This window comes from Ruegeria sp. AM5 (assembly GCF_056540645.1).
In genome coordinates this window covers 384995-407113 of the sequence record NZ_JBQFXC010000001.1, presented here as the reverse complement: position 1 = coordinate 407113, position 22119 = coordinate 384995, and the positions used below count along the sequence as shown (strand labels likewise).

General features: G+C 58.2%; 21 protein-coding genes, 1 tRNA gene and 1 pseudogene. 15 read left to right on the top strand and 8 right to left on the bottom strand.

Features of this window, described 5'->3' with window-relative positions; translation table 11 throughout:
• The first annotated feature begins 31 nt into the window (after positions 1–31).
• Positions 32–1111, top strand: coding sequence for a Hint domain-containing protein (locus ACR0AH_RS02055; protein ID WP_170732397.1), 1080 nt, complete (start codon positions 32–34; stop codon positions 1109–1111).
• A 298-nt stretch (positions 1112–1409) separates the two neighbouring features.
• Positions 1410–2660 carry a tyrosine--tRNA ligase gene (gene tyrS, locus ACR0AH_RS02050; protein WP_480590110.1) on the top strand — a complete coding sequence of 417 codons (1251 nt, stop codon included), beginning with the start codon at positions 1410–1412 and terminating at the stop codon, positions 2658–2660.
• Between the two features lie 77 nt (positions 2661–2737).
• Here the strand turns inward: tyrS and ACR0AH_RS02045 are convergent, their stop codons facing one another.
• The gene (locus tag ACR0AH_RS02045) at positions 2738–4225 is read right to left on the bottom strand and encodes an adenylate/guanylate cyclase domain-containing protein (RefSeq protein ID WP_480590108.1); all 1488 of its coding nucleotides are present in this window, start codon (positions 4223–4225) and stop codon (positions 2738–2740) included.
• Between the two features lie 341 nt (positions 4226–4566).
• Here ACR0AH_RS02045 and ACR0AH_RS02040 point away from each other — a divergent pair, with 341 nt between their 5' ends.
• From ACR0AH_RS02040 to ACR0AH_RS02030, 3 genes are read left to right on the top strand one after another with little or no spacing between them, the layout of a single operon-like run.
• Positions 4567–6117: a trimethylamine methyltransferase family protein gene (locus tag ACR0AH_RS02040; RefSeq protein WP_480590106.1), complete on the top strand. Its 1551-nt coding sequence runs from the start codon at positions 4567–4569 to the stop codon at positions 6115–6117.
• A gap of 19 nt (positions 6118–6136) precedes the next feature.
• Entirely contained in the window at positions 6137–6868 is a 732-nt protein-coding gene (locus ACR0AH_RS02035; protein WP_480590104.1) for an SDR family NAD(P)-dependent oxidoreductase, read from the top strand.
• Complete coding sequence (locus ACR0AH_RS02030) at positions 6865–7599, top strand: SDR family oxidoreductase (protein WP_170422086.1); 735 nt, start codon at positions 6865–6867, stop codon at positions 7597–7599. Before ACR0AH_RS02035 ends, ACR0AH_RS02030 begins: the two co-directional genes overlap by 4 nt.
• 12 nt (positions 7600–7611) lie before the next feature.
• Here ACR0AH_RS02030 and ACR0AH_RS02025 read toward each other — a convergent pair whose 3' ends face one another.
• Genes ACR0AH_RS02025 through ACR0AH_RS02010 form a run of 4 tightly spaced genes read right to left on the bottom strand, consistent with a single transcriptional unit; the run spans position 7612 to position 12084 of the window.
• Complete coding sequence (locus ACR0AH_RS02025; RefSeq protein ID WP_480590102.1) at positions 7612–8952, bottom strand: NAD(P)/FAD-dependent oxidoreductase; 1341 nt, start codon at positions 8950–8952, stop codon at positions 7612–7614.
• Positions 8949–10445, bottom strand: coding sequence for an aldehyde dehydrogenase (locus ACR0AH_RS02020; protein ID WP_480590100.1), 1497 nt, complete (start codon positions 10443–10445; stop codon positions 8949–8951). The genes ACR0AH_RS02025 and ACR0AH_RS02020 overlap by 4 nt, the downstream gene beginning before the upstream one ends.
• A gap of 3 nt (positions 10446–10448) precedes the next feature.
• Positions 10449–11366 (bottom strand): dihydrodipicolinate synthase family protein, encoded by a 918-nt coding sequence (locus tag ACR0AH_RS02015; RefSeq protein WP_480590098.1) that lies wholly within the window; start codon positions 11364–11366, stop codon positions 10449–10451.
• Between the two features lie 7 nt (positions 11367–11373).
• A complete protein-coding gene (locus ACR0AH_RS02010; protein ID WP_170406329.1) occupies positions 11374–12084 on the bottom strand; it encodes a GntR family transcriptional regulator in 711 nt (236 codons plus the stop codon).
• A 134-nt stretch (positions 12085–12218) separates the two neighbouring features.
• On the opposite strand from ACR0AH_RS02010, the gene ACR0AH_RS02005 reads away from it, so the two are divergent.
• The 3 genes and pseudogenes from ACR0AH_RS02005 (at position 12219) to ACR0AH_RS01995 (ending at position 14552) form a co-directional block, all read left to right on the top strand.
• Complete coding sequence (locus ACR0AH_RS02005; protein WP_480590096.1) at positions 12219–13169, top strand: GlxA family transcriptional regulator; 951 nt, start codon at positions 12219–12221, stop codon at positions 13167–13169.
• Between the two features lie 74 nt (positions 13170–13243).
• Complete coding sequence (locus ACR0AH_RS02000) at positions 13244–13999, top strand: 3-hydroxyacyl-CoA dehydrogenase (RefSeq protein ID WP_170509870.1); 756 nt, start codon at positions 13244–13246, stop codon at positions 13997–13999.
• Positions 14000–14009: 10 nt separating this feature from the next.
• Positions 14010–14552 (top strand): annotated as a pseudogene (locus ACR0AH_RS01995) (sugar O-acetyltransferase).
• A gap of 71 nt (positions 14553–14623) precedes the next feature.
• Here the strand turns inward: ACR0AH_RS01995 and ACR0AH_RS01990 are convergent.
• From ACR0AH_RS01990 to ACR0AH_RS01980, 3 genes are all read right to left on the bottom strand, one after another.
• The gene (locus ACR0AH_RS01990; RefSeq protein ID WP_480590094.1) at positions 14624–16432 is read right to left on the bottom strand and encodes an ABC-F family ATP-binding cassette domain-containing protein; all 1809 of its coding nucleotides are present in this window, start codon (positions 16430–16432) and stop codon (positions 14624–14626) included.
• A gap of 68 nt (positions 16433–16500) precedes the next feature.
• Positions 16501–17235, bottom strand: a complete 735-nt coding sequence (locus tag ACR0AH_RS01985; RefSeq protein WP_480590842.1) for a GNAT family N-acetyltransferase — start codon at positions 17233–17235, stop codon at positions 16501–16503.
• Positions 17236–17333: 98 nt separating this feature from the next.
• A complete protein-coding gene (locus ACR0AH_RS01980; RefSeq protein WP_170396685.1) occupies positions 17334–17810 on the bottom strand; it encodes an outer membrane protein assembly factor BamE in 477 nt (158 codons plus the stop codon).
• Between the two features lie 84 nt (positions 17811–17894).
• Here ACR0AH_RS01980 and ACR0AH_RS01975 point away from each other — a divergent pair, with 84 nt between their 5' ends.
• From ACR0AH_RS01975 to ACR0AH_RS01945, 7 genes are all read left to right on the top strand, one after another.
• The gene (locus tag ACR0AH_RS01975) at positions 17895–18431 is read left to right on the top strand and encodes a YceD family protein (RefSeq protein WP_170567032.1); all 537 of its coding nucleotides are present in this window, start codon (positions 17895–17897) and stop codon (positions 18429–18431) included.
• A 205-nt stretch (positions 18432–18636) separates the two neighbouring features.
• Positions 18637–18843, top strand: coding sequence for a 50S ribosomal protein L32 (rpmF, locus tag ACR0AH_RS01970; protein ID WP_008756996.1), 207 nt, complete (start codon positions 18637–18639; stop codon positions 18841–18843).
• 24 nt (positions 18844–18867) lie between these two features.
• Positions 18868–19953 carry a phosphate acyltransferase PlsX gene (gene plsX, locus ACR0AH_RS01965; protein ID WP_170396680.1) on the top strand — a complete coding sequence of 362 codons (1086 nt, stop codon included), beginning with the start codon at positions 18868–18870 and terminating at the stop codon, positions 19951–19953.
• 24 nt (positions 19954–19977) lie between these two features.
• The gene (locus tag ACR0AH_RS01960) at positions 19978–20949 is read left to right on the top strand and encodes a beta-ketoacyl-ACP synthase III (RefSeq protein ID WP_170406350.1); all 972 of its coding nucleotides are present in this window, start codon (positions 19978–19980) and stop codon (positions 20947–20949) included.
• A 96-nt stretch (positions 20950–21045) separates the two neighbouring features.
• Positions 21046–21348, top strand: a complete 303-nt coding sequence (gene ihfA, locus ACR0AH_RS01955; protein WP_008755922.1) for an integration host factor subunit alpha — start codon at positions 21046–21048, stop codon at positions 21346–21348.
• 18 nt (positions 21349–21366) lie between these two features.
• Positions 21367–21957: a MerR family transcriptional regulator gene (locus ACR0AH_RS01950; protein WP_480590092.1), complete on the top strand. Its 591-nt coding sequence runs from the start codon at positions 21367–21369 to the stop codon at positions 21955–21957.
• A gap of 61 nt (positions 21958–22018) precedes the next feature.
• Positions 22019–22095 (top strand) — tRNA-Pro (locus ACR0AH_RS01945).
• The last annotated feature ends 24 nt before the right edge of the window (positions 22096–22119 follow it).

The following is a 22119-nucleotide window of genomic DNA, read 5'->3' as shown; positions in this document are numbered from 1 at the left end:
AAGCGGCAGTGAATTGGCCTGAACAGGGTTTATGCCAAACATATACGGTGCATTTCGGACGGACACGACTCTGACTACGAACCAGGCCCAATTCGGCGGCGTTGGAACGACATTTCAGATCTCCGCGTACAATACGATCGAAATTACTGATGGTGTTGACCCCAACACCATCGAGGGAGACGGTGTAAACAACGAATTCCCAGACGACCCCACGCAAACCTATCTGGGGAATGCAATTGCCTGGGACTACAATTACATAGTCACGGATGGCACCAATACCTATACGATTGGCGTTTTCGACTATGATTCCAGCGGCAACGGCGCGTTTGGCGGCGGAGCCGAGCAAGGGTTTTTCATCGGCTTTTTGGGGGATGTCCCCCCGCTCAACACAACACTGACGATCACGGCGCTTGGTGACGGTGCCTTCGCCAGTCCAGTCGTAAATCTGCCCGTTGACGACTTTGTTCCCTGTTTCACCAGTGGCACGAATATTCGGGTAAGGGGTGGTCATAAGGCGGTCGAGGATCTGAAAGCCAGCGATGAGATCGAAGTGTTTGATCCCACGGGTGATGGGCCCGGATTTGCCACCCTGCTGCGAGTGTTTCGCCGTACGATATCTGCCCCGGAACTGGCCGCAAACCCCAAACTGCGCCCAGTTCGTATCAGCGCCGGAGCGTTAGGTCTGGGCTTGCCTCAGCGTGATCTTGTGGTGTCCCGGCAGCACCGGATGCTGGTGTCTTCGAAGATTGTCGAGCGTATGTTCAGGACTTCCGAAGTTCTGGTACCCGCCGTCAATCTGACTTCGCTGCCCGGTATTTTCATCGACCAGGATGCCCAGAGCGTCGAGTATTTTCACCTTCTTTTTGGACAGCACGAGGTAGTCTATGCCGAAGGCGCACCATCGGAAAGCCTGTTTACCGGACCGGAAGTACTCAAGGCCATCAGTGCAGAAGCACGAACAGAAATCCTGAGCATATTCCCCGAGATAGCAGAACTGGAGTTTGCCCCCAAGCCCGCCTGCCCGATCCCATCCGGGAAGCTGCAAAAGCAACTGATTGAACGCCACATCAAGAATGAAAAGCCGCTTCTGTCCAGACACACTGCACGCTAGAACCAGAGGTTATCCGGCAGGACTTGGTACGCTTCAAAGACTGACGCGATATTCTGTGTTTCGCTATGCGTTATTTCTTCGCGTTTCCCTCAGAAAGCTTATCCGCAAGATTCTTTCAGTACGGACTGCACTTGCTCGCCAATGACTGGACATTCCGCGAGACTTAGGGAATTAGAAGGCCAGTCGAATGAATGTACCTTCCGTCGTGCGACCAAGCGGGTCTGGTTTTGAAATTACTGACCTATGACTTACACCAGCCCTTGCAGAGAGGGCCAGAACACAAGGCCTGTTGAGCGTCATGACCTACCACCCCAAATCGGATTTCATCGCCACGATGATCGAGCGCGGCTTTCTCGCCGACTGCACCGATTATCAGGGCCTTGACGACGCGCTGATCTCTGGGGTGCAGACGGCTTATATCGGCTATGACGCCACGGCGCAGTCTTTACACGTGGGTCACCTGATGAACATCATGGTGCTGCGCTGGCTGCAAAAGACTGGGCACAAACCGATCACCCTGATGGGCGGCGGCACGACCAAAGTGGGCGATCCCTCGTTCCGTTCAGACGAACGCCCGCTACTGGGCCCTGAACAGATCGACGCCAATATCGCAGGCATGAAACAGGTGTTCTCGAAATACCTGTCTTACGATGGCAGCGAGACCGGCGCGTTGATGCTGAACAATGCCGAATGGCTCGACAGCCTGAACTACCTCGATTTCCTGCGCGATATTGGGCGGCATTTCTCGGTCAACCGGATGCTGAGCTTTGAATCGGTAAAATCGCGGCTGGATCGCGAGCAGTCGCTGAGCTTCCTCGAATTCAACTACATGATCCTGCAGGCTTATGACTTCCTGGAACTGAACCGCCGGTATAACTGCGTTCTGCAGATGGGCGGCTCGGACCAGTGGGGCAATATCGTCAACGGCATCGACCTGACCCGCCGCGTGCTGGACCACGAAATCTATGGCCTGACCACGCCTCTGCTGACCACCAGCGATGGCCGCAAGATGGGCAAGTCGCAGGGCGGTGCGGTTTGGTTGAACGGCGACATGCTGAGCGCCTATGAGTTCTGGCAGTTCTGGCGCAACACGACCGACGCCGATGTGGGACGGTTCCTGAAAATCTTCACCGAGCTTCCGGTAGACGAATGCGACCGCATGGCCGCGCTGCAAGGGTCCGAAATCAACGAGGCCAAAATCCGCCTCGCCAACGAAGTCACAACTCTGCTGCACGGTGCAGAAGCCGCTGCAACCGCCGAGGCGACCGCGCGCGAGGTGTTCGAAAAGGGCGGCGTTGGCGGAGACCTCCCGACCCTGACCCTCAGCGCATCAGAGCTGGGTGACGGCATGTCCATCGTCCAGCTGATCGTCAAATCCGGCCTCGCCAAATCGGGCAAAGAAGCCAAGCGCCTGATCGCCGAAAACGGTGCCAAGCTAGACGATGCTCCGCTGACCGACGCGGGCCTGATGATCGACGCAGGCGCACTGTCCTCGCCCATCAAACTCAGCGCGGGCAAGAAACGCCACGCGCTGGTTCAGTTGGGCTGAGCCAAATTGGGCGGTCGCCGCCGGGTGGCCGTCCATTGAAGTAGAAGTGGCAGATTAATTAGGTCGAGACGTAGTGGTCAGCTTTTGGTTTTAGAACCGATCAGGAACCACGTTTTCACAGCACCCAATCCCTTTATCTCCACCACGCCTCGGGGTTCGAAGTCGTAGTCCGCTTCAAGCTCCTCTTTTGCGGCACCCGTTACCTGGATCCTCCCCGGTTCACCGTGGCTCTCCATCCGGCTGGCGGTGTTCACCGTTTCCCCCCAAACATCATAGAACAACTTCTGGTTTCCAATGACACCGGCGACAGCAGGCCCTGCGTGAAGTCCGATTCTTACTTGAAGCCCATCCGGAAAATCAGGTGACATTTCCGCAACCGACCGCTGCACGTCCAGAGCCATCTCGGCGACGCGATGCACCGGGTCGCCGACCGGAGACGGCATACCTGCCGCGACCATATAGGCATCACCAATTGTCTTGATCTTTTCCAATCCGTGTTTGTCGGCCAATTCATCAAATAGACGAAAGATCTTGTTCAGAAACCCGACTACATCTTCCGGTGGCAGTTTCGATGCCCGTGGCGTGAAATCCACGATATCAGCGAATAGTATTGCAACCTTGGGCAAACTGTCAGCGATAGTCTGGTCTGGCTCAAGCTTCAATCTTACCGCAATGTCTTCTGGCAGCAGATTGTAAAGCAACTTTTCCGACCGGTCGTATTCGGCTTCCAGTTCGGCTCGCTGGGTCTCTACCTGTTCATATAGATCACCCAGACGCGCACTTGTTGCATTCACGTCGTTTGCCAATTTGCCAAGCTCGTCGCGATTGGGGACATTAACTCGCGCCGCGAAATCTCCTTCGGCGACAACGCTGAGTGTTTGACCAATTCGGCGCATTGGCCAGATCAGCGAGGAAGAGATCGCGTAGCCAAGAAAAAGGGCTGCCCCCATTGCAATTGTTGCCGCCGCCACGACCATTTTGCGCGTCGATTGGTAAACTTCGGCATTCCTATTTGCCCGGTCACGCATCTCTGCTTCGGCGCCCTGCACAAGATTATACGCATCGCTTTGCAGTGAACGAACTTGGCGAAAAATCTGATCCAATCCCAATTCGGCGAGATTCTGCATGTCTCCGTCTCTTCGAAACCGCACCATGGCGGCGGCCTTGGTTTTGATGTCGCCCAAATCTGCGCGGATTTCATCAATGGTTTGGAACTCTTTTCTGCCCGCCTGCAGGAATCGACGTATCCCTTGCGCAATGTGATGTTGCAGGTTCTCGATCTGACCGATGAAATTGCCGGTTGAAAATGCAAAAATTTCGTCCGAGTCGTCCCCGGGCGTCTGATCGATGACCAAGGACAAGTTCATCAGGTTCAACTCGCTCAGCGCCAAATGGATTTCGTTGAAATATGCAATCCTCTCTTGATCATGGATCATCGCATCGACACGCCTGTTCGATTGCTGCAAGGCCGACACCGCAAAAAGCGCCAATCCCAAAAGCAACAAGGTGATACCCAAAAACGCCATCAGCAGTTTCACCCGCACAGACAGGGCAGCTTTTGCCACGCTCCTTACGATCAGATTTGGTTGCTGAGAGTTCCTAATGCCCCGCTCCCACATGGATTAAGCCCGTCTCGAATGGTGCCGATACATTAATCAGAATACAGTCTGCGGGCGGACTAGTCACTTTTGGCCGCAATTCTTTGGCCAGATCGTCTGCTTCGCTGCCATTGCATGATGTTAAACACAAACTCCCACAAAGATGCGTTTGAGATGCTTTAGTGAACCTCCTTCGAGTTGCCGTTTATTTGACGAAACCCCAACGTCGCATTTCGCAACAGTCTTTCGCATTCCTGCATGTGGACCTCACCCTTTCCGTTCCACTCTGAACCGGAAGGAGGCACCATATGACCAGAACTGCCACAGCCACACGTACCGGAGGGCGCTCTGCCCGGCGCGCCATGCGCACCGCTCCAAACTTCGAGATGTTGCCGGGCCTGACCCGCGGCATTCCGTTATGCGAAGTGATGGACGGCGCCCAGGTTGAACGCATTGATGCGGCCTCGATGGATATTCTGGAAAACGTAGGCGTTCAGTTCCGTGACCCCATCGCGCTGGAAGACTGGAAGAAGGCTGGTGCCAAGGTAGAAGGCGAGCTCGTCTATCTGGATCGCGGTCTGGTGCGCGAGTTGATCGCGACCATTCCGTCAGATTTCACCTACCACGCGCGCGATCCGAAAAAGAACGTGCGGCTGGGCGGTAAACACTCGATCTTCGTGCCGATGACCGGAGCGCCCTTCCTGCGCGATCTGGAAGATGTGCGCCGCAACCCGACGCTGGACGATCTGGCGATGTTCCACAAGCTCAGCCATATGTTGCCCGCGCTGCATTCCTCGGCCCATCACATCGTGGAGCCCTATGATCACCCGATCAGTCAGCGGCATCTGCGGATTACCTATTCGTCAATGAAGCACTCTGACAAAACCTTCATGGGCATGACCACCAGCCCCAAGAATGCCGAAGATGTCATGGAGATGTGCGCCATCCTGTTCGGCGAGGATTTCCTTGAAGATCACCCGGTCACCACTGGCAATTGCAACGGCAATTCGCCGCTGGTCTGGGATGAAACCATGTTGGGCGCGATGCGCGCCTTCTGTCGCCGAAAGCAGCCGGTGTTGTGCTCGCCCTTCGTTCTGGGCGGGGCCAATACGCCTGCCAGCGTTCCGGCGACCGTGGCGCAACTGAATGCCGAGGCGCTCAGCGCGCTGGCCTATACGCAGGTGATCCGCAAGGGCGCGCCCGCGATCTACGGGCACTACCTGTCGACCGTCTCGATGAAATCCGGCGCGCCGATGGCAGGCACGCCCGAGATCAGTCTGATGAACTTCATGATTGGACAGATGGCCCGGTATTACGAAGTGCCTTGGCGTACCTCAAACACTCTGGGCGGAGCCAAGACGTTCGACGCGCAGGCAGGCTATGAATCCGCAACCACTCTGCAGGCCGTGATCCATGCCGGTGCGAACTACATCTGGCACTCGGCGGGCTGGAACGAGGCCGGGATGCACTGCTCGACCGCCAAGTTCATCGTTGACGCAGAACAATGCGCCATGGCCTATCGCATGGCCGAGGGCCCGAAATGGGGCGATTTCGATCAGGCCGTTTCGGCAGTCGGTGATATTGGTCCGGGTGGGCATTACCTTGGGCATCCGCATACGCAGGACAATTTCCAGAGCGCATTCTTCATGCCGGATATGTTCGACAACAACTCGATCGAACAATGGCAGGCTGAGGGTTGTGTTGAAATCACCGAACGCGCGCTCAAACACGCCCGCAAGCTGCTGGCCGAGTATCAGGAACCAACGCTCGATATCGCCAAGAACGAAGAGCTGCTCGATTACATCGCCCGGCGCGAGCGTGAAATACCGGCTGCGGATGAGCTGAACCAATCCTACTAGATCCCGGGGAGGTAAACGAATGAGGTTCGCTGAAAAAACCGCACTCGTCACAGGGGCGTCGGGCGGGATCGGCGGCGCCATCGTCAGCCAATTGCGGGCCGAAGGCGCGCGTGTAGCTGTTGCTGACCGCGATGTGGGCAGCCTTGAAGCCGAGGCGCATCTGCCCGGCGATCTGCGCGATCCCGACTATTGCGACGGGCTGGCCTTGGCCGCGCATCAGGCGCTGGGTGGTATTGATATCGTGATCAACAATGCAGGCGTGATCACCCGCGGCCCGGTGACTGAAACATCCAATGAGGATTGGGCCCTGTCCGTCGGAGTGAATGTCGAGGCTCCTTTCCGTATCTGCCGCGCTGCGATTCCAATCATGGCGGCGGCGGGTGGCGGTGCTATTGTGAACACTGCCTCGTGCTGGGGCCTTCGACCTGGCCCGGATCATGCGGTGTATTGCATGACCAAAGCGGCCATTTCCAGCCTCACCCAATGCATGGGGCACGATCACGCCCATCAGGGCATCCGCATCAACGCCGTCTGCCCGAATGAGGTGAATACGCCGATGCTGCGTTCGGGCTTTGCCAAACGTGGGTTCGATCCTGATACGGCGATTGCCGAGCTTGGGAAGTCGGTGCCTTTAGGGCGTATCGCCGAACCCGAAGATATAGCCGAAGTGATCCTTTTTCTCGCCTCGGATTCGGCGCGCTACATGTGTGGTGCTCTGGTCGAAGTGAATGGGGGCAAGCCGGTGCGATGAAAAGATTTGCAGGAAAAACAGCGCTCGTGACCGGTGGCCGCAGTGGCATCGGACAAGCCATCGCCCGGCGGCTGCGCGAAGAAGGGGCTAATGTCTACACTGCGCAGCGCGGTAAAGATGATGAGTTCCCCTCTATCCCGTCGGATTTTGCAAATCCGGAAAGCCCGGCGCAGATCATCAAGCAGGTTGTGGACAGCGCGGGCCAGCTGGACGTACTGATCAACAATGCAGGCATGATGCAGGAGGCTTCCGTCAACGACATGCCGCTTGAAGATTGGCAACGCAACCTCATGGTCAACCTGACCGCCCCGTTCCTGCTGATCCAGGCTGCACTGCCACATCTGAGCAAAACCAAGGGCAGCATCGTCAATATCGGCTCGGTCGAGGGGTTGGGCAGCAACCCCGGCCATGCCGCCTACTGCGCCTCTAAGGCCGGGCTGCATGGGCTGACCCGCGCGGTTGCCGTGGACCACGGAGCAGAAGGCATTCGCTGCAATGCAGTGGCACCGGGCTGGATCGACACAGACCTCAACATCGATTTCATCGAGAGCATGAACGACCCCGGCGCATTCCGCCGGGATATCGCCCGCATTCATCCCGTTGGCCGCACCGGCGACCCGAAAGAAGTCGCCGCACTGGTCGCGTTCTTGGCAGCCGAGGAAGCGGGTTTTGTCACCGGTCAAATTTACACGATCGATGGCGGACGGATGGCAAAGCTCAGCCTGCCCTGACCAGCCTGCAGGCTATTCCGCCCCTGATCGCCACTCTTTCCAGCGCAGATACGTATTGGCCCCAACCGATGCGAAGGGCTCGGGTGGTAAACGCGGTGGCATCGGTTGCGCCAGAAAATGATCTGCAATCTGGGAGTCTTTCCCCTGCACAAGCTCTGCCACGCCCATTCCCTGCAGTGTTCCTCGTGCTATACCCAATCCGTTTTGACAGCAGGCGGCATATACACCCTGCTCGATCTCACCAAACGCGGCCGAGCCATTGCGGCTGAGGCACAGCATCCCAGCCCAACGGTGCTGCATCTGTACATTCGGCAAGTTGGGAAATCGCTCCTGAAACTTACGATCGTGCACCGCGCCTGCCCGTTTCAAATGGCTGTCGCCGCTGTGGATTTCAGGATGAAAGCTTGAACAGGTCCGGATCAGAATGCGATCCCCATAACTGCCCGAAACCCGCCGGACCGAAGTGCCCATCGGATCCGCTGGCGTTACTGACCAGCGTGGCTGTCCGCCCAGCGTGGCGATCTGATCTGGCGTCAGCGGTTCCGTTATCGACGCGTAGAGGCAGATGTGCATCAGACGCCGCTGGTAAAACCCAAAGCTTTCCAGGTGACCATTCGTTGCCATCACGATCCGCCCCGTCGAAACCCGCGCGTGTTCGGTCTCGACCACCCAGCCACCGCCTTGTTTGCGAAACCCGGTCACGGCAGAGTTTTCATAAACATTAATCCGCCCAGCCAGATGCGTTGAGAGAGCCCGCACATAGGCTGCGGGCTGGATCATCACCGTCCCGGGCGCAAACAGACCAGATGTGTAATGCGGGCTGCCTGTCAGCGCCTGCATCTGCTGTGCATCATAAAGCTCGTGGGGCTCTCCCAATCGTGCCAAATGCACTGCGTAGTCTGCGTTGTGCCGATCACCCGCTGCGGTCGCTGCAGCGTTGATCTTGCCGCACGGGTCGAACATCTCCGGCGACAGTTCGCACTCAGCGGCTACCCGGGTCGCAAAGGAAATCGCCTGGCGATTCAGCGCGATTGTGGCCCGATCTGCCTCCAGCCCATCGCTGGCGTAATTGTCCGAGGCCAAGTCATGAGGCAGATCGATCATGAACCCCGAGTTGCGCCCGGCAGAGCCTTCCGCAAAGCGCCCAGCCTCAAGCACCACAACCTCCAGCGCCGGATCAAGCTGATGCAGCCTCAGCGCTGCGGACAGCCCGGCAAAACCACCGCCGATGATGGTCACATCTGCGGTCTGGTCTTGCTCAAGCCGAGGCAGGTCTTGCTGCAGAGGCAGGATGGCATTCCATCCTGCCACGCCGGTTTGCCGGGGCAAACGTTTGGCGGTGTAGATCGTCAATCTACCGCCTCATCTTCGTCATCGGCCAGATCAATCCAGATGGTTTTCAGCTGGGTATACTGATCATGGGCGTGAACCGAGTTGTCCCGGCCACCAAACCCGGACTGCTTGTAGCCACCAAAGGGTGTGGTGATATCCCCTTCACCAAAGCTGTTGATCGTGACGGTACCCGCCCGGATCGCCCGCGCGCCCCGGATCGCGCGTTTGGCGTTAGCCGTGAAGATCGAGGCGCACAGCCCATACTCGGTGTCATTGGCAATGCTGATCGCCTCTTCAAAGCCCGAAACTTCGATCACCGACAAAACCGGGCCAAAGATCTCCTCGCGCGCCAGCGTGGCATCGTTTCCGGGCACCTCGACCACCGTGGCTTCAACAAAACCCTTGTCGGCCTTGCCGCCTATCAGCACGTTTTCGGCCTGTTCCAGATAGCCGCACACCTTGGAATAATGCCCCTCGCTGACCAGTGCACCCATGCGGGTTTCCGGATCCAGCGGGTCGCCGACATTCCAGTGCTTGGCATGATGCGCGATCCGTTCCAGCAGTTCTGCCTTCACGTCTTTATGCACGATCATCCGCGATGAGGCCGAGCAATTCTCGCCCATGTTCCAGAACGCACCATTGACGACATGCGCTGCCACCCGGTCCAGATTTTCCGCATCGTCCAAGACGATGGCCGGGTTCTTACCACCCATCTCAAGCACCACCTCCTTGGCATTGCTTTCAGCGGAATAGCTCAGGAACTTCTTTCCCGTCACGGTCGAGCCCGTGAAGGACACCATGTCGATATCCAAATGCCGCCCGATGGGTTCGCCCACCTCGGCGCCACCGCCGGGCACCACATTCAGCACACCGCGCGGCAACCCGGCCTCAGACGCCAGCTCCGCCACCTTTAATGCGGTCAGAGAAGTCTCGGCCGCCGGTTTCACCACCACCGAACAGCCCGCCGCCAGCGCCGGCCCGATCTTCCACGCCAGCATCAGCAAGGGGAAGTTCCACGGCAGGACCAGCCCAACCACGCCGATGGGCTCACGCACGACCATGGCGATGTGGTCATCACTGGCCGGGCTGACCTGATCATAGATCTTGTCGATCGCCTCGGCATGCCATTTCAGGCAGTGGATCGTCTCGGGAGCATCAACGGTTTCGCAATCAAAGATGGTCTTGCCGCTATCGATGCTCTCCATCACCGCCAGTTCCCGCGCGTTGCGGGTAAGCAGCTTGCACAGGCGGATCAGAATGTCCTTGCGATCCGAGGGGTGCATCTTTGACCAACGCCCGTCGTCAAAGGCTTCTCGCGCCTTTTCGACCGCAAAATCCACATCCTCCGATCCGCAGGCAGCAATGCTGGTCAGCACAGCCCCGGTGGCTGGATTGATAGTGTCGAACACCTGTCCCGAGATCGAGGGGCGATAACCGCCGTCGATGAAAGCGCCCGTCGGCAGATCCAGATGCGCAGCGATGGATTCGTATTCGTCTTTCGTCAGCAAGCCCATGTCTTAACCCTCCGCCACGATATCTGCGATTTTGCGTTTCAGAACGCGCGTCACCTGCTCCAGCGCGCGTTTGTCATCCTTGTTCAGCCCTTTGAGCGGAGGTCTCACCATCCCAGCATCGATCCCGTTCATGGTCACCCCATACTTGATCGTCTGGATGAATTTGCCACCCTGCTCCAGCACCCGCATCAGCGGCATCAGCGCGCTCATGATGCGGCGGCCTTTGGCAAAATTGCCCTCGATCACACAAGCCTGATACAGCGCCACATGCTCGGCGGGCAGAAAGTTCGACCCGCCGCACACCCAGAACGGCGCGCCCCAGGCGAAGAACTCCAGCGCCTGATCATCCATGCCACAACCCAGTTGGATATGCGGATAATCCCGCGCCAGCAGATGCACCCGGTTGATATCGCCCGAGCTTTCCTTGATGCCACAGAAATTCCGGCTGCGGCCTACGCGGTCCAGGAACTCTTCCCCCATCATCGTGCCGGTCCGGTGCGGATAGTTGTACAGCATCACCGGCAGGTCAGCCGCCTTGTCGATTGCCAGCGCATTCAGCGCATTCTCGCGGTCGGTCGGCACCGAATAGGGCGGGCTGGCCAACAAGATCGCATCTGCGCCTAGGTCTCGCGCACCTGAGGCCAAAGCGACGGAATCCCCGGTCAGCATCGCCCCCGTTCCCACAACCAGAGGCACACGCCCCTTCAGTTGTTCATGCGTAAAGCGCGCCAGTTCCAGCCGCTCATCGACGGTCTGCGCATAGTTTTCGCCGGTGGACCCGCCCAAGATCAGCCCGTGCACACCATTCTCGATCAGGTACTCGATCACCTCGGCCAACGCGTCCCAGTTCACGCCACCATCCGCCGCGTAGGGTGTCACCACCGGCGTATAAATACCCTCAAATCTGAAGATCGGAGTCATGTGTCCCTCATGCAGATGTCATGCCGGGGACCTGCCCCAGCGGAAAATCCAACCCCTCGGGCATCACGAACAGCTCGATCTGATCGCGTGACAGGGTCCAGTGGTCGTCGGCCAGCTGCGCAGCAGCCGCCTCATCGCCCGCCTCGATGGCGGCGATGATGGCGTCATGCTGGTCGCTTGCCTCTGAAAGGTTCTCAGCCATTCGTGCGGTCTGCGGGCGATAAAATGTCATCCCGATTCGCGCGTGATCGATCAGCAACCGGTTGAACGATGGGGATAAATAGACATTCCCCGCCATCTCTCCGGTCACCTCGTGAAACCGGGTATTGGCCAGCGTCCGCTCCTCAGCCGAGCCTGTACGCAAGGCTTGCCGAAACGTCTCTTGCGCCTCTTTCAACTGATCGATCTGATCGTGCGTCGCATTCGCCGCGGCCAGACGCAGCACCGCGCCATAGACCATCGGCGCAACCAGAAAGAAATCGCGTAGCGTGGTATGAGACATCTCTGACACCCGCGCCCCGCGATGGGTGCGCAGGTCCAGATACCCCTCACCGGCCAACTGCCGAAACACTTCGCGCAAAGGCGTGCGCGACAGGCCGAAGGCCTGCGAAAGCTGCGCCTCGTCCAAATCCTCTCCGGGACGCAAACGCAGGGTCAGAACCGACATCTTCAGATGCTCAGCCAACGCCTCTTTTGGTGATTTCCCTTCGTCCCTCATCCGATCCCCTTCATCACGATCCCGCGAATCGATAGCTTCGCCCTCTGGTATCGTATAAAAATACATGTTGTATACAGTTAGTTTTCGTGCAGCATGCAGAAAACTTTCAGAATGCCCTGATTCCGGTCTTATCGATGAGCCAAACACAGCACTACGCCTTCATACTGGTCGAGGAATTCTCGCATCTCGCCTTCTCTTGCGCGGTTGAACCACTGAGGATCGCCAATCTGCTGGCCGAAGAAGATCTCTACCAATGGTCCTTCCTGTCCGAACACGCAGAGCATGCGGTCTGTTCAAACGGATCGGTCACGCTGGTGCATGGCGGGTTGGGGTCCGTCCCGAAATGTGACCAACTGTTTGTTCTGTCAGGCATAAACATGCGAAATCACGTCTCGCGTCCGTTGCTCGCAACCATGCGCCGGGAACGGGCACGCGGCACCAATATCGGCGCATTGTGTTCGGGTGCATGGCTGCTGGCCGAGGCTGGGTTTCTGGACGGGATGCAGGCTGCCATCCATTGGGAATACCATGATGCCTTCATGGAGGCCTTCCCCGAGATAAACCTTGTTCGCAGCGTCTTTGTCGCCGACGAAAAACACATGACCGCCTCGGGCGGCACCGCGACCGCCGATCTGATGCTGCACCTGATCGAACGCGACCACGGCCACGACCTGTCGGTCGCAGTGGCCGATCAGATGGTCTATAACGCCGTGCGCAACGCCACTGCCGATCAGCGCGTCTCGCTGCAATCGCGCAACGGGATGCGGAACGCGCATCTGGCCAAGGCGATCCACATCATGACCGACAATATTCAAAGTCCACTGTCGCCCTCGGTCATTGCCAGCGATATCGGTATCTCAACCCGACAACTGGAGCGTCTGTTTGGGAAATTCCTGAACACCTCGCCTAAGAAATACTTCATGGAATTGCGGCTGGACCGCGCCCGCAATCTGTTGCTGCAGACCGAATCTTCGGTGACCGAGGTCGCCTTTGCCTGTGGCTTCGAAAGCGCCGGCCACTTCTCGCGCGTGTACAGGGCTGCCTTTGGTGTCACGCCCATGCAGCAGCGCAGCAGGCTTGATTGATCAAAGCTGTGACTGGACAGAGGGCCATGGTTGGGATTATCTGAACAAGTGTTCAGATCAGGAAGGAACCCGCCATGCAACTCACAACCACAGCTGCGGTGATCACCGGCGGAGCCTCCGGCCTGGGTGAAGCCACAGCCCGTCACTTTGCCGAGAACGGCGCGCAGGTCACAATCCTTGACCGCGACGCCGAGCGTGGCCCGCAGGTCGCGGCTGAAATCGGCGGACATTTCGCACAAACCGATGTGACGGATGAGGCCTCGGTCGCTTCAGCGATTGCACATGCGATGGACAAGATGGGTCGTATCACCGCCGCAGTGAACTGCGCCGGAATCGCGATTGGAGCTAAGACTGTGGGCAAAGACGGCCCCCACCCTCTGGAGGCGTTCCAGCGTACCATCGACATCAATCTGGTCGGCTCCTTCAACGTCTCACGTCTTGCTGCCGCAGAGATGGCAAAGAATGATCCTGAACCGGATGGCGCACGCGGCGTGATTATCAACACGGCCTCCATCGCCGCCTTTGACGGGCAAAAAGGTCAGGCGGCCTACTCAGCCTCGAAAGGCGGCGTGGTCGGCATGACGCTACCCATGGCGCGCGATCTGGCCTCGACTGGTATCCGTGTGATGGCCATCGCACCGGGCATCTTCATGACCCCGATGCTGGCTGGTCTGCCCGAAGAGGTGCAGCAACAGCTTGCGGCGGACGTCCCCAACCCTGCTCGCCTCGGCGACCCGCGCGAATACGGTCGTCTGGCCGGGTTCATCGTCGAGATGGGCTACCTGAACGGAGAGGTCATCCGCATCGACGGTGCCCTGCGGATGCGCTAAGACGGGTTTCATGACCGAGCGGCAGAAAATGGCGGCAGGCGAGTGGTATTGCTGCCTCGACCCCGAACTGGAAGTGCTTCGTATGAAAGCACGCCGCGCGGTCCATGCCCACAACACCTGCCCGCCCGATGACCGAGGGGCTATAGCTCCCGAATTGGCGGCGCTCTTTGCGGGGATCGGGCAAGATTGCTATTTTGAGGCTCCGTTCCACTGCGCTTATGGAATGAACCTGTCGCTGGGCGACCGGGTTTATCTGAATGCGGGCTGTGTCATTCTCGACACCGCGCCTGTTCGCATCGGCAGTGACTCGATGCTCGGCCCCACGGTGCAGATCTAATGCGCCCAACACGCCAAAGACCCAGCCCTGCGCGCACAGGGTCTGGAAATCGACCACCCGGTGACAATCGGCGAAAACGTCTGGATCGGCGGTGGCGCGATCATCATGCCCGGCGTTACTATCGGAGACCGCGCCATCGTCGGTGCAGGCAGCGTCGTCACGAAGGACGTCCCCGCCCGAGCAACTGTTGTCGGTAACCCCGCCCGCCCCATTTGAGCACGCGCAAACCGGTGCATAGGTTTGTACAACTCAGACAATCTAGTCGATTGAGGTTGTACAACTCGGACTCAACCGGCTTCGGCCTTCTCTTCAAGCATCAGCCACTCTTCCTCAGCCGCTGACAGTTTTTCCTGCCGTTCGACCAGGGCATCGGTTGCCTTCTGGAACTTGATCGGTTCGCGTGTGAACAGCTCAGGATCAGACATCAGATCTTCGAGCTTGGCGATCTCGGCTTCAAGGCGCGCGATCTCTGCTGGTAGCTTCTCAAGTCGGTGTTTCTCCGAAAATGAAAGCCCCGCCTTCTGCTTCGCCTCTTGCTTCACTTTCGGCTTTGAAGGCCTTGCTTTTTCTTCCTTTTTCGCAACTACATCACCTCGCTGCGCGATGTAGTCGGACCAACCGCCGGCATAGACCGTTGCGCGCCCATTGCCCTCCATCGCGATGGTTGTGGTGGCGACCCGATCCAGAAAATCTCGGTCGTGACTGACCAGCAAGACCGTTCCATCGTAGTCGTCCAGAAGTTCCTGCAGCAGATCCAGCGTTTCGACATCCAAGTCGTTCGTCGGTTCGTCCAGTACCAGAAGGTTCGAGGATTTTGCCATCAGTTTCGCCAACAGCAACCGGGCTTTTTCCCCACCGGACAAGGACTTAACAGCCGCTCTTGCCTGCGCGTCATCGAACAGAAACTCTTTGAGATAGCCCACTACATGCTTGGGTTGGCCGCCCACCATCACCTGATCGGCCTTGCCCGAGACCCGCATCTCGGGATCGCCGGTCAAGCTGTCCCACAGGCTCATTTCCGGGTCCAACTGTGCCCTCGCCTGATCGAACACGGCGATCTCAAGGTTAGTGCCCAGCACCACCGAACCCTCGTCTGGTTCAACCTGACCTAGCAGCATTTTCAGCAACGTCGTTTTGCCCACACCGTTCGGCCCAACAAAGGCCACACGGTCACCGCGCAGAACCAGAAGATCGAAATTGCGCACGATCTGCTGAGAGTCAAATGACTTTGAAACGCCGTTGGCCTCGATGACCTTGCGGCCTGATTTCGGACCGGATTCCAACGTCATGGCAGCCGATCCCTGACGTTTGATCTGCGCTGCACGCACGGCGTGCAAGGCTTGTAGCGCCCGAACACGACCCTGATTGCGCTTGCGGCGGGCGCTGATACCCTCGACGGCCCATCGCGCCTCGGACTTGATCAAGCGGTTCAGCTTGTGGCGCTGCTGATCCTCCTCTTCCCAGACCTTGTCCCGCCAGTTTTCAAAGGCCGCAAAGCCCTGTTCTTGCCGCCGCACAACTCCGCGATCGATCCACAGCGTCGCACGGGTCAACGCACGCAGGAAAGCGCGATCATGCGAGATCAAAACATAAGCCGCGCGCGTCGATCCCAACTCACGCTCCAACCACGCAATCGCCTCGATATCCAGGTGGTTCGTCGGTTCGTCCAGCAACATCAGGTCCGGCGCTTCGGCCATCAGCTTGGCCAAGGCGGCGCGTCGCCTTTCCCCACCCGAAGCGGTTTCGACCGCGCGCTCAGGGTCGAATTTCAGCCCTTCGCCCGCGCGTTCGACCTTATACAGCTCACCCGGCTCCAACCCGCTTGAGGCGTAGTCTCCAAGCGTCGCGAATCCCTGCATTCCGGGATCCTGCTCCATGTAACCCACTGATTTACCAGGAGGGATGACGATTTCACCCTGATCGGCCTCGACCAGCCCGGCCATCACTTTCATCAAAGTGGATTTGCCAGACCCGTTCCGCCCGACCAGCGCCACGCGATCACCGGGTTGAACCACAAGGTCCAGATCGGAAAACACCGGATCACCCCCGAACGTCAGAGAGATACCGGACATCTGCAATAAAGGAATTCTCGCCATACCCGCCAGCTAAACCGGCCAAAGCAAGGCGTCAACGCCCCAACTTCACCTTTTCCCAGATACTCAAATCACCCGGCCACCGCGCGCAGCAACCGTTTACGAGCTGGGGGAATTGCTTCGATTTCAAGGCCGGTGAACACATGCAGGGTGTTCATGTGCCTGTCTACCACCGCATGATCGCTGACCCACCCCCCCATCATCAGATAGGTGCGCAACAAGGGCGGCATCCGAAGCATCGCCTGTTTTACATCGGGGCGTCGGCGCAAACGCGCCGCAAAGCGAAACACATCCGGCGCCTTGACTCGTGGCAACCAACGCCTTGGTGCCAGATGCCGGTGTTTGAGCATCGCAAAAGCGTCAAGATATTCGGCTGTTTCGGTTCCAGCGAATGACGAACAACCAAACAGCATTTCGATCCCGTTCTGATCGACATACGCCGTCATTGCGCCCCACGCGACACGCAAGATATCCGGATCATTGTAGTCCGGGTGGATACAGAACCGGCCCATCTCAACCATCGGTCCCGTAAAATCGCGTAGCGCCGACAGATCATAGAACTGTGCCGAGTAGCTGAGTCCGACTTCGAAGCCGCCCTGCATTGTCAGCACACGGAAACAGCACACCAACGCCTCACCGGCCTGCAGATCTTCGACCAGAACATGGGCGCAGCGTTCGTCAAAAGCATCACAATCCTGACCATCAGTAGCAAAGGTCAGCATCCTCAGCGTCTGCGCCGCCGCCACGTCTTGCTTGGTTTGCGCCAAGCGGGCGCGATATCGGCCCTTGTCCAACAAAACCGCCATGGTCGCATCCTCCTGCGGTTGCTGACCGGTCACATCTGTCTGGTCCTTACTACAGAATGTGTGACTGTCCTGTGACCACTGCAAGAGAATTGGTCGCTTTAGTTGTTTGCGCCAGGAATATTTGCCGGGTTGAAGTTGCCGATGTTACCCAGAAGCTGACGCAGGAAGCCTTTGTCTTCCACGTTGGAATCGGTCACGCGACGATCCAGCACGATGACATAGCCGTCTTCCAGGCCGAACCGCTCGATATTGCGAACGACACCGCGCTGATCAAAGCTGATCGCGACCAGTTCACGTGAAACGACCTCGGGTCGTTTGGGCCCATAATGACGGACGCGCGAGGCGACATAGTAATAGCCCGAATCCCGCACTACCCCCGCCGAGCTGGGCGCGCCGATGGTTTCTTCAACACTATCGCGGGTATCGACGCCGACCTTGATTTTGGCCAGATCCTCTGGCGGAGGCACGTAGCCGTGATTCTTGAAGATTGGTGAACATGCGCCCGCGACCGCCAGACAGGCCGCAAAGACAAGCGTTTTCGACGCTGGTTTCAACCTGTTCAAACCCTTCAACATGCACATCCTCTTGCCATGGCCCCTTGCGGACCCTATCCGATTACAGAAACCAAGGCTCCGGTTCAACACAGGAAAACCTCACGAATGAGCAACCAGACATCTTTACGCGTCGCAGACCTGCCGCAAAACGCTCCGACCCCGTTTGAGTTGCGCCCGACCGGCGACGCGCTGGAGGCCATAAAACAAGAGCTCGGCCTGCTTGGCCTGCGCAAGCTCAGCTTTGTCGGCGAATTGCGCGCGCAGGGCAAACGGGATTGGATGCTTTCTGGCAAGCTGGGCGCAACGGTGATCCAACCTTGTGTCGTGACGCTGGAACCTGTGACCACACGCATCGACACCCCGGTGAGTCGCGTCTTTGTGGCCGATTGGAGCGATCCGGAAGAGCCCGAGTTCGAAATCCCCGAGGATGACGAGACCGAACCGCTTGGCCCCGAGATCGATCCTGCGCTGATCATGGTTGAAGCGCTGTCGCTGGCCCTGCCCCAATACCCACGGAAGGATGGAGTCGAGCTGGGCCAGATAGACTATACCGAACCGGGCAAACAGGCCCTCACAGATGAGGATGTAAAACCCTTCGCTGGTTTGGCGGGGCTGCGGGATGCGATGAAAAAAGACGAGTGACAGGCGAGGGATTTCCTGTCATAGCAGGCCGTCAGAAAAACCGCTTGAACATGACGAGAATCGCAGTATTTTCGCGCGCTCATTGGAATTTGGGTTGGACATTGCGGGGCAAGCCCCTTAAACGCGCGTCAAACCACGAGAAAACAAAGTACGTAACCCGGCTGACAGCGATTCTGTCAGCCCATATCAGACAAAGGTTGAGACCATGGCCGTCCAACAGAACAAAGTTTCCAAGTCGCGTCGCAACAACCGCCGCGCACACGACGCTCTGGTTGCTGCAAACCCGAACGAATGCCCGAACTGCGGCGAGCTGAAGCGCCCACACCACGTTTGCGCATCTTGCGGCCACTATGACGATCGTGAAGTCGTCGCTCAGGCCGACGAAATCGACCTGGACGAAGACGCGGCCTAAGCCTGATTGGACGCAGGCCAAGGCATGACGGATCAGCCCACGCAGACCGGACGGATCATCATCTCGGTTGACGCTATGGGCGGAGATTCGGGCCCTGCCGTCGTTGTGGCGGGCATTGCAAAATCTGCGGACAAGAACCCGAAGATCGGGTTCATCCTGCACGGTCAGGAACAGGAACTACGCAAGCTGGTTGCCAAACGGCGTGTCCTTGATGGGCGCGTCGTTTTTCGTGATTGCCCGGACGTGGTCACGATGGAAGACAAACCAAGCCAGGTTGTCCGCAGCGGCAAGAGCACGTCGATGTGGTCCGCTCTGGAAGCGGTGCGTGCAGGTGAAGCGCACGGCGCAGTGTCCTGCGGCAATACGGGCGCGCTGATGGCCATGTCCATGTTGCGGCTGCGCAAGCTGCCCGGCGTGAACCGCCCTGCCATCGCGATCCTGTGGCCCTCGCGCAATCCGCATGGGTTCAACGTGATGCTGGACGTCGGCGCAGATGTGCGCGCTGATGCCAAGGACCTTTTGCAATACGCGCTGATGGGGGCTTCATACGCGCGCAACGGTATGGCGCTCAGCCGCCCTCGGATCGGGTTGCTGAATGTCGGCACCGAAGAACACAAGGGCCGCGCCGAACTGAAAGAAGCCCATGCGATGATTTCGGACTTTGCCGATCAGGCGAATTTCGAATTCGTGGGCTTTGTCGAAGGCAGCGATATCCCCGGCGACAAAGCTGACGTGATCGTGACTGACGGGTTCACCGGCAATGTCGCCATTAAAACTGGTGAAGGCACCGCGAACCTTATCGGTGATTTGCTGCGTGAGGCGTTCAAATACTCGCCTCTATCCCGGCTGGCCTCGATCCTGGCAATCACCTCGTTGAATCGTCTGAAAAAGCGGATAGACCCGCGCCGCGTCAATGGCGGCGTGTTCCTGGGACTCAACGGAACCGTGGTGAAATCCCACGGCGGAGCGGACGCAACCGGCGTTTCCGCAGCGGTTAAGCTGGCCTTCACTCTGGCTGAATCCGGTTTCGCCGAAAAATTGGCGGCACGGGTTGCATCAACAGCCGCACTTGCACAAGATGCGGCCCATTCCGTGTCTCAATCGGAATAATAACAAAAAAGGCAGTACCCCAGCATGGCAGGCCGCTCAGTTGTTGTAGGTGTCGGGCATTATTTGCCAGAGCGCGTTGTACCGAACTCTGAGTTCGAGAAAACGCTGGATACGACGGACGAATGGATTCGCACCCGGTCCGGGATCGAGCGGCGACACTTTGCGGCCGAGGACGAAACCACTTCCGATCTGGCCACCAAAGCGGCCGAAGCTGCACTGGCTGATGCCGGACTGACGGCGGATGATATCGACGCGATTGTGCTGGCAACCTCCACAGCTGATTTGACCTTTCCTTCGGCGGCAACCATGGTTCAGGCCCGGTTGGGCATGACCAAAGGTTTTGCCTTCGATGTACAGGCGGTCTGCGCTGGATTTGTCTTTGCGCTCAGCAACGCCAACGCCCTGATCCTGTCCGGTCAGGCCAAGCGCGTACTGGTGATCGGCGCCGAGACCTTTTCACGAATCATGGACTGGACCGACCGGTCGACCTGCGTGCTGTTTGGCGATGGCGCGGGCGCACTGGTTCTGGAAGAGCAAGAGGGTCAGGGCACTTCGGATGATCGCGGTATTCTTGCGACCGACTTGAATTCGGACGGACGCTACAAAGACCTTCTCTATGTTGATGGCGGGGTTTCGACCCAATCCACCGGCCACTTGCGGATGCAGGGCAATCAGGTCTTCCGTCATGCGGTCGAAAAACTGGCCCGAACCGCAGAAGTCGCGCTGGAGCGTGCAGGTCTGTCCAGCGACGATGTTGACTGGATCGTGCCGCATCAGGCCAATATCCGCATTATTCAGGGCACCGCCAAGAAGATGGGCCTGCCGATGGATAACGTTGTGGTCACCGTTCAGGACCATGGCAACACATCGGCAGCCTCCATCCCTCTGGCCCTGTCGGTGGGCAAGCAAAACGGCCAGATCAAAACCGGCGATCTGATCGTTACAGAGGCGATTGGTGGCGGTCTGGCCTGGGGTGCGGTCGCACTGCGTTGGTGACCGGCACAATCCGGCTTACAGAGCCTCCTGCAATTCATTGATATTGACAGCGAATTTTGCATAGCCATATGCTCAGACATCAACAGGGGAAAAAGCATGGGCGACAAAACACTGACCCGAATGGATCTGAGCGAGGCCGTCTTTCGTGAGGTTGGCCTGTCACGCAATGAAAGCGCACAGCTGGTCGAAAGCGTTCTGAACCACATGTCTGACGCGCTGGTGCGTGGCGAACAGGTTAAGATTTCGTCATTCGGCACCTTCAGCGTTCGGGACAAAACCGCCCGTATCGGTCGCAACCCTAAAACCGGTGAAGAGGTTCCGATCCAGCCCCGTCGTGTACTGACATTCCGTCCGTCGCACCTGATGAAGGATCGCGTCGCCGCAGGGAACCGCAAGTAAGTTCAGGACATCCAGGTTATGAGTAAGTCCCCCGATGCCTTTCGCACCATAAGTGAAGTTGCGGACTGGCTCGGAGTTCAGGCTCATGTGCTGCGTTTCTGGGAAAGCCGGTTTACCCAAGTCAAACCCGTCAAACGCGCCGGTGGGCGGCGATATTATCGCCCCAATGATATGCGTCTGCTGGGCGGTATCAAGAAACTGCTACACGAGGACGGGATTACCATCAAAGGTGTTCAGCGTATCCTTCGGGAACAGGGCGTTGCGCATGTTGCATCGCTGTCGCCTAGCCTGGACGAAAACACGCCAGCACCCAGCATCGACGATACTGTGGTTCCGTTCGCTTCAGCGCCGGAACCATCCGCAAACCAGATCGACATGGATTTGGGCGAACCCGCCCATTCCCCTGCCCCAGAGGCTCCGGAACCCGTCGCAACCCCCGAACCCAAACCGATACCGGCTGAGCTGGATGCAGCGCCGCTGATGGGTGGTATTGCCTCGCTGGCATGGAATCGTGACGAGTATGACGATGAGCTGTTGCACCAGATTGCACCCATCGCCAAGGACCTGCGCAGGTGGCTGAATCGCGTCGAACACCACACGGCGGGATAGCAAAAAAGGCGATGATTTCCTCTTGCCCCCGCCGGGAAAGTCTTTATGAACACCTCAACGTCGGGCTATGGCGCAGCCTGGTAGCGCGTCCGTCTGGGGGACGGAAGGTCGCAGGTTCGAGTCCTGCTAGCCCGACCAAATCACACCGACGTTTATGGCACA

Bases quoted from the DNA above. Each gene is read 5' to 3' on its own strand.
- ACR0AH_RS02005 (WP_480590096.1), top strand. From the start codon at position 12,219: ATGAGCCAAACACAGCACTACGCCTTCATACTGGTCGAGGAATTCTCG.
- ACR0AH_RS01960 (WP_170406350.1), top strand. From the start codon at position 19,978: ATGGCAGGCCGCTCAGTTGTTGTAGGTGTCGGGCATTATTTGCCAGAG.
- ACR0AH_RS01990 (WP_480590094.1), bottom strand. From the start codon at position 16,432: ATGGCGAGAATTCCTTTATTGCAGATGTCCGGTATCTCTCTGACGTTC.
- ACR0AH_RS01980 (WP_170396685.1), bottom strand. From the start codon at position 17,810: ATGTTGAAGGGTTTGAACAGGTTGAAACCAGCGTCGAAAACGCTTGTC.
- plsX (WP_170396680.1), top strand. From the start codon at position 18,868: ATGACGGATCAGCCCACGCAGACCGGACGGATCATCATCTCGGTTGAC.
- ihfA (WP_008755922.1), top strand. From the start codon at position 21,046: ATGGGCGACAAAACACTGACCCGAATGGATCTGAGCGAGGCCGTCTTT.
- ACR0AH_RS02020 (WP_480590100.1), bottom strand. From the start codon at position 10,445: ATGGGCTTGCTGACGAAAGACGAATACGAATCCATCGCTGCGCATCTG.
- rpmF (WP_008756996.1), top strand. From the start codon at position 18,637: ATGGCCGTCCAACAGAACAAAGTTTCCAAGTCGCGTCGCAACAACCGC.
- ACR0AH_RS02015 (WP_480590098.1), bottom strand. From the start codon at position 11,366: ATGACTCCGATCTTCAGATTTGAGGGTATTTATACGCCGGTGGTGACA.
- ACR0AH_RS02035 (WP_480590104.1), top strand. From the start codon at position 6,137: ATGAGGTTCGCTGAAAAAACCGCACTCGTCACAGGGGCGTCGGGCGGG.
- ACR0AH_RS02040 (WP_480590106.1), top strand. From the start codon at position 4,567: ATGACCAGAACTGCCACAGCCACACGTACCGGAGGGCGCTCTGCCCGG.
- ACR0AH_RS02000 (WP_170509870.1), top strand. From the start codon at position 13,244: ATGCAACTCACAACCACAGCTGCGGTGATCACCGGCGGAGCCTCCGGC.
- tyrS (WP_480590110.1), top strand. From the start codon at position 1,410: ATGACCTACCACCCCAAATCGGATTTCATCGCCACGATGATCGAGCGC.
- ACR0AH_RS01985 (WP_480590842.1), bottom strand. From the start codon at position 17,235: ATGGCGGTTTTGTTGGACAAGGGCCGATATCGCGCCCGCTTGGCGCAA.
- ACR0AH_RS01950 (WP_480590092.1), top strand. From the start codon at position 21,367: ATGAGTAAGTCCCCCGATGCCTTTCGCACCATAAGTGAAGTTGCGGAC.
- ACR0AH_RS02055 (WP_170732397.1), top strand. From the start codon at position 32: ATGCCAAACATATACGGTGCATTTCGGACGGACACGACTCTGACTACG.
- ACR0AH_RS02010 (WP_170406329.1), bottom strand. From the start codon at position 12,084: ATGAGGGACGAAGGGAAATCACCAAAAGAGGCGTTGGCTGAGCATCTG.
- ACR0AH_RS02030 (WP_170422086.1), top strand. From the start codon at position 6,865: ATGAAAAGATTTGCAGGAAAAACAGCGCTCGTGACCGGTGGCCGCAGT.
- ACR0AH_RS01975 (WP_170567032.1), top strand. From the start codon at position 17,895: ATGAGCAACCAGACATCTTTACGCGTCGCAGACCTGCCGCAAAACGCT.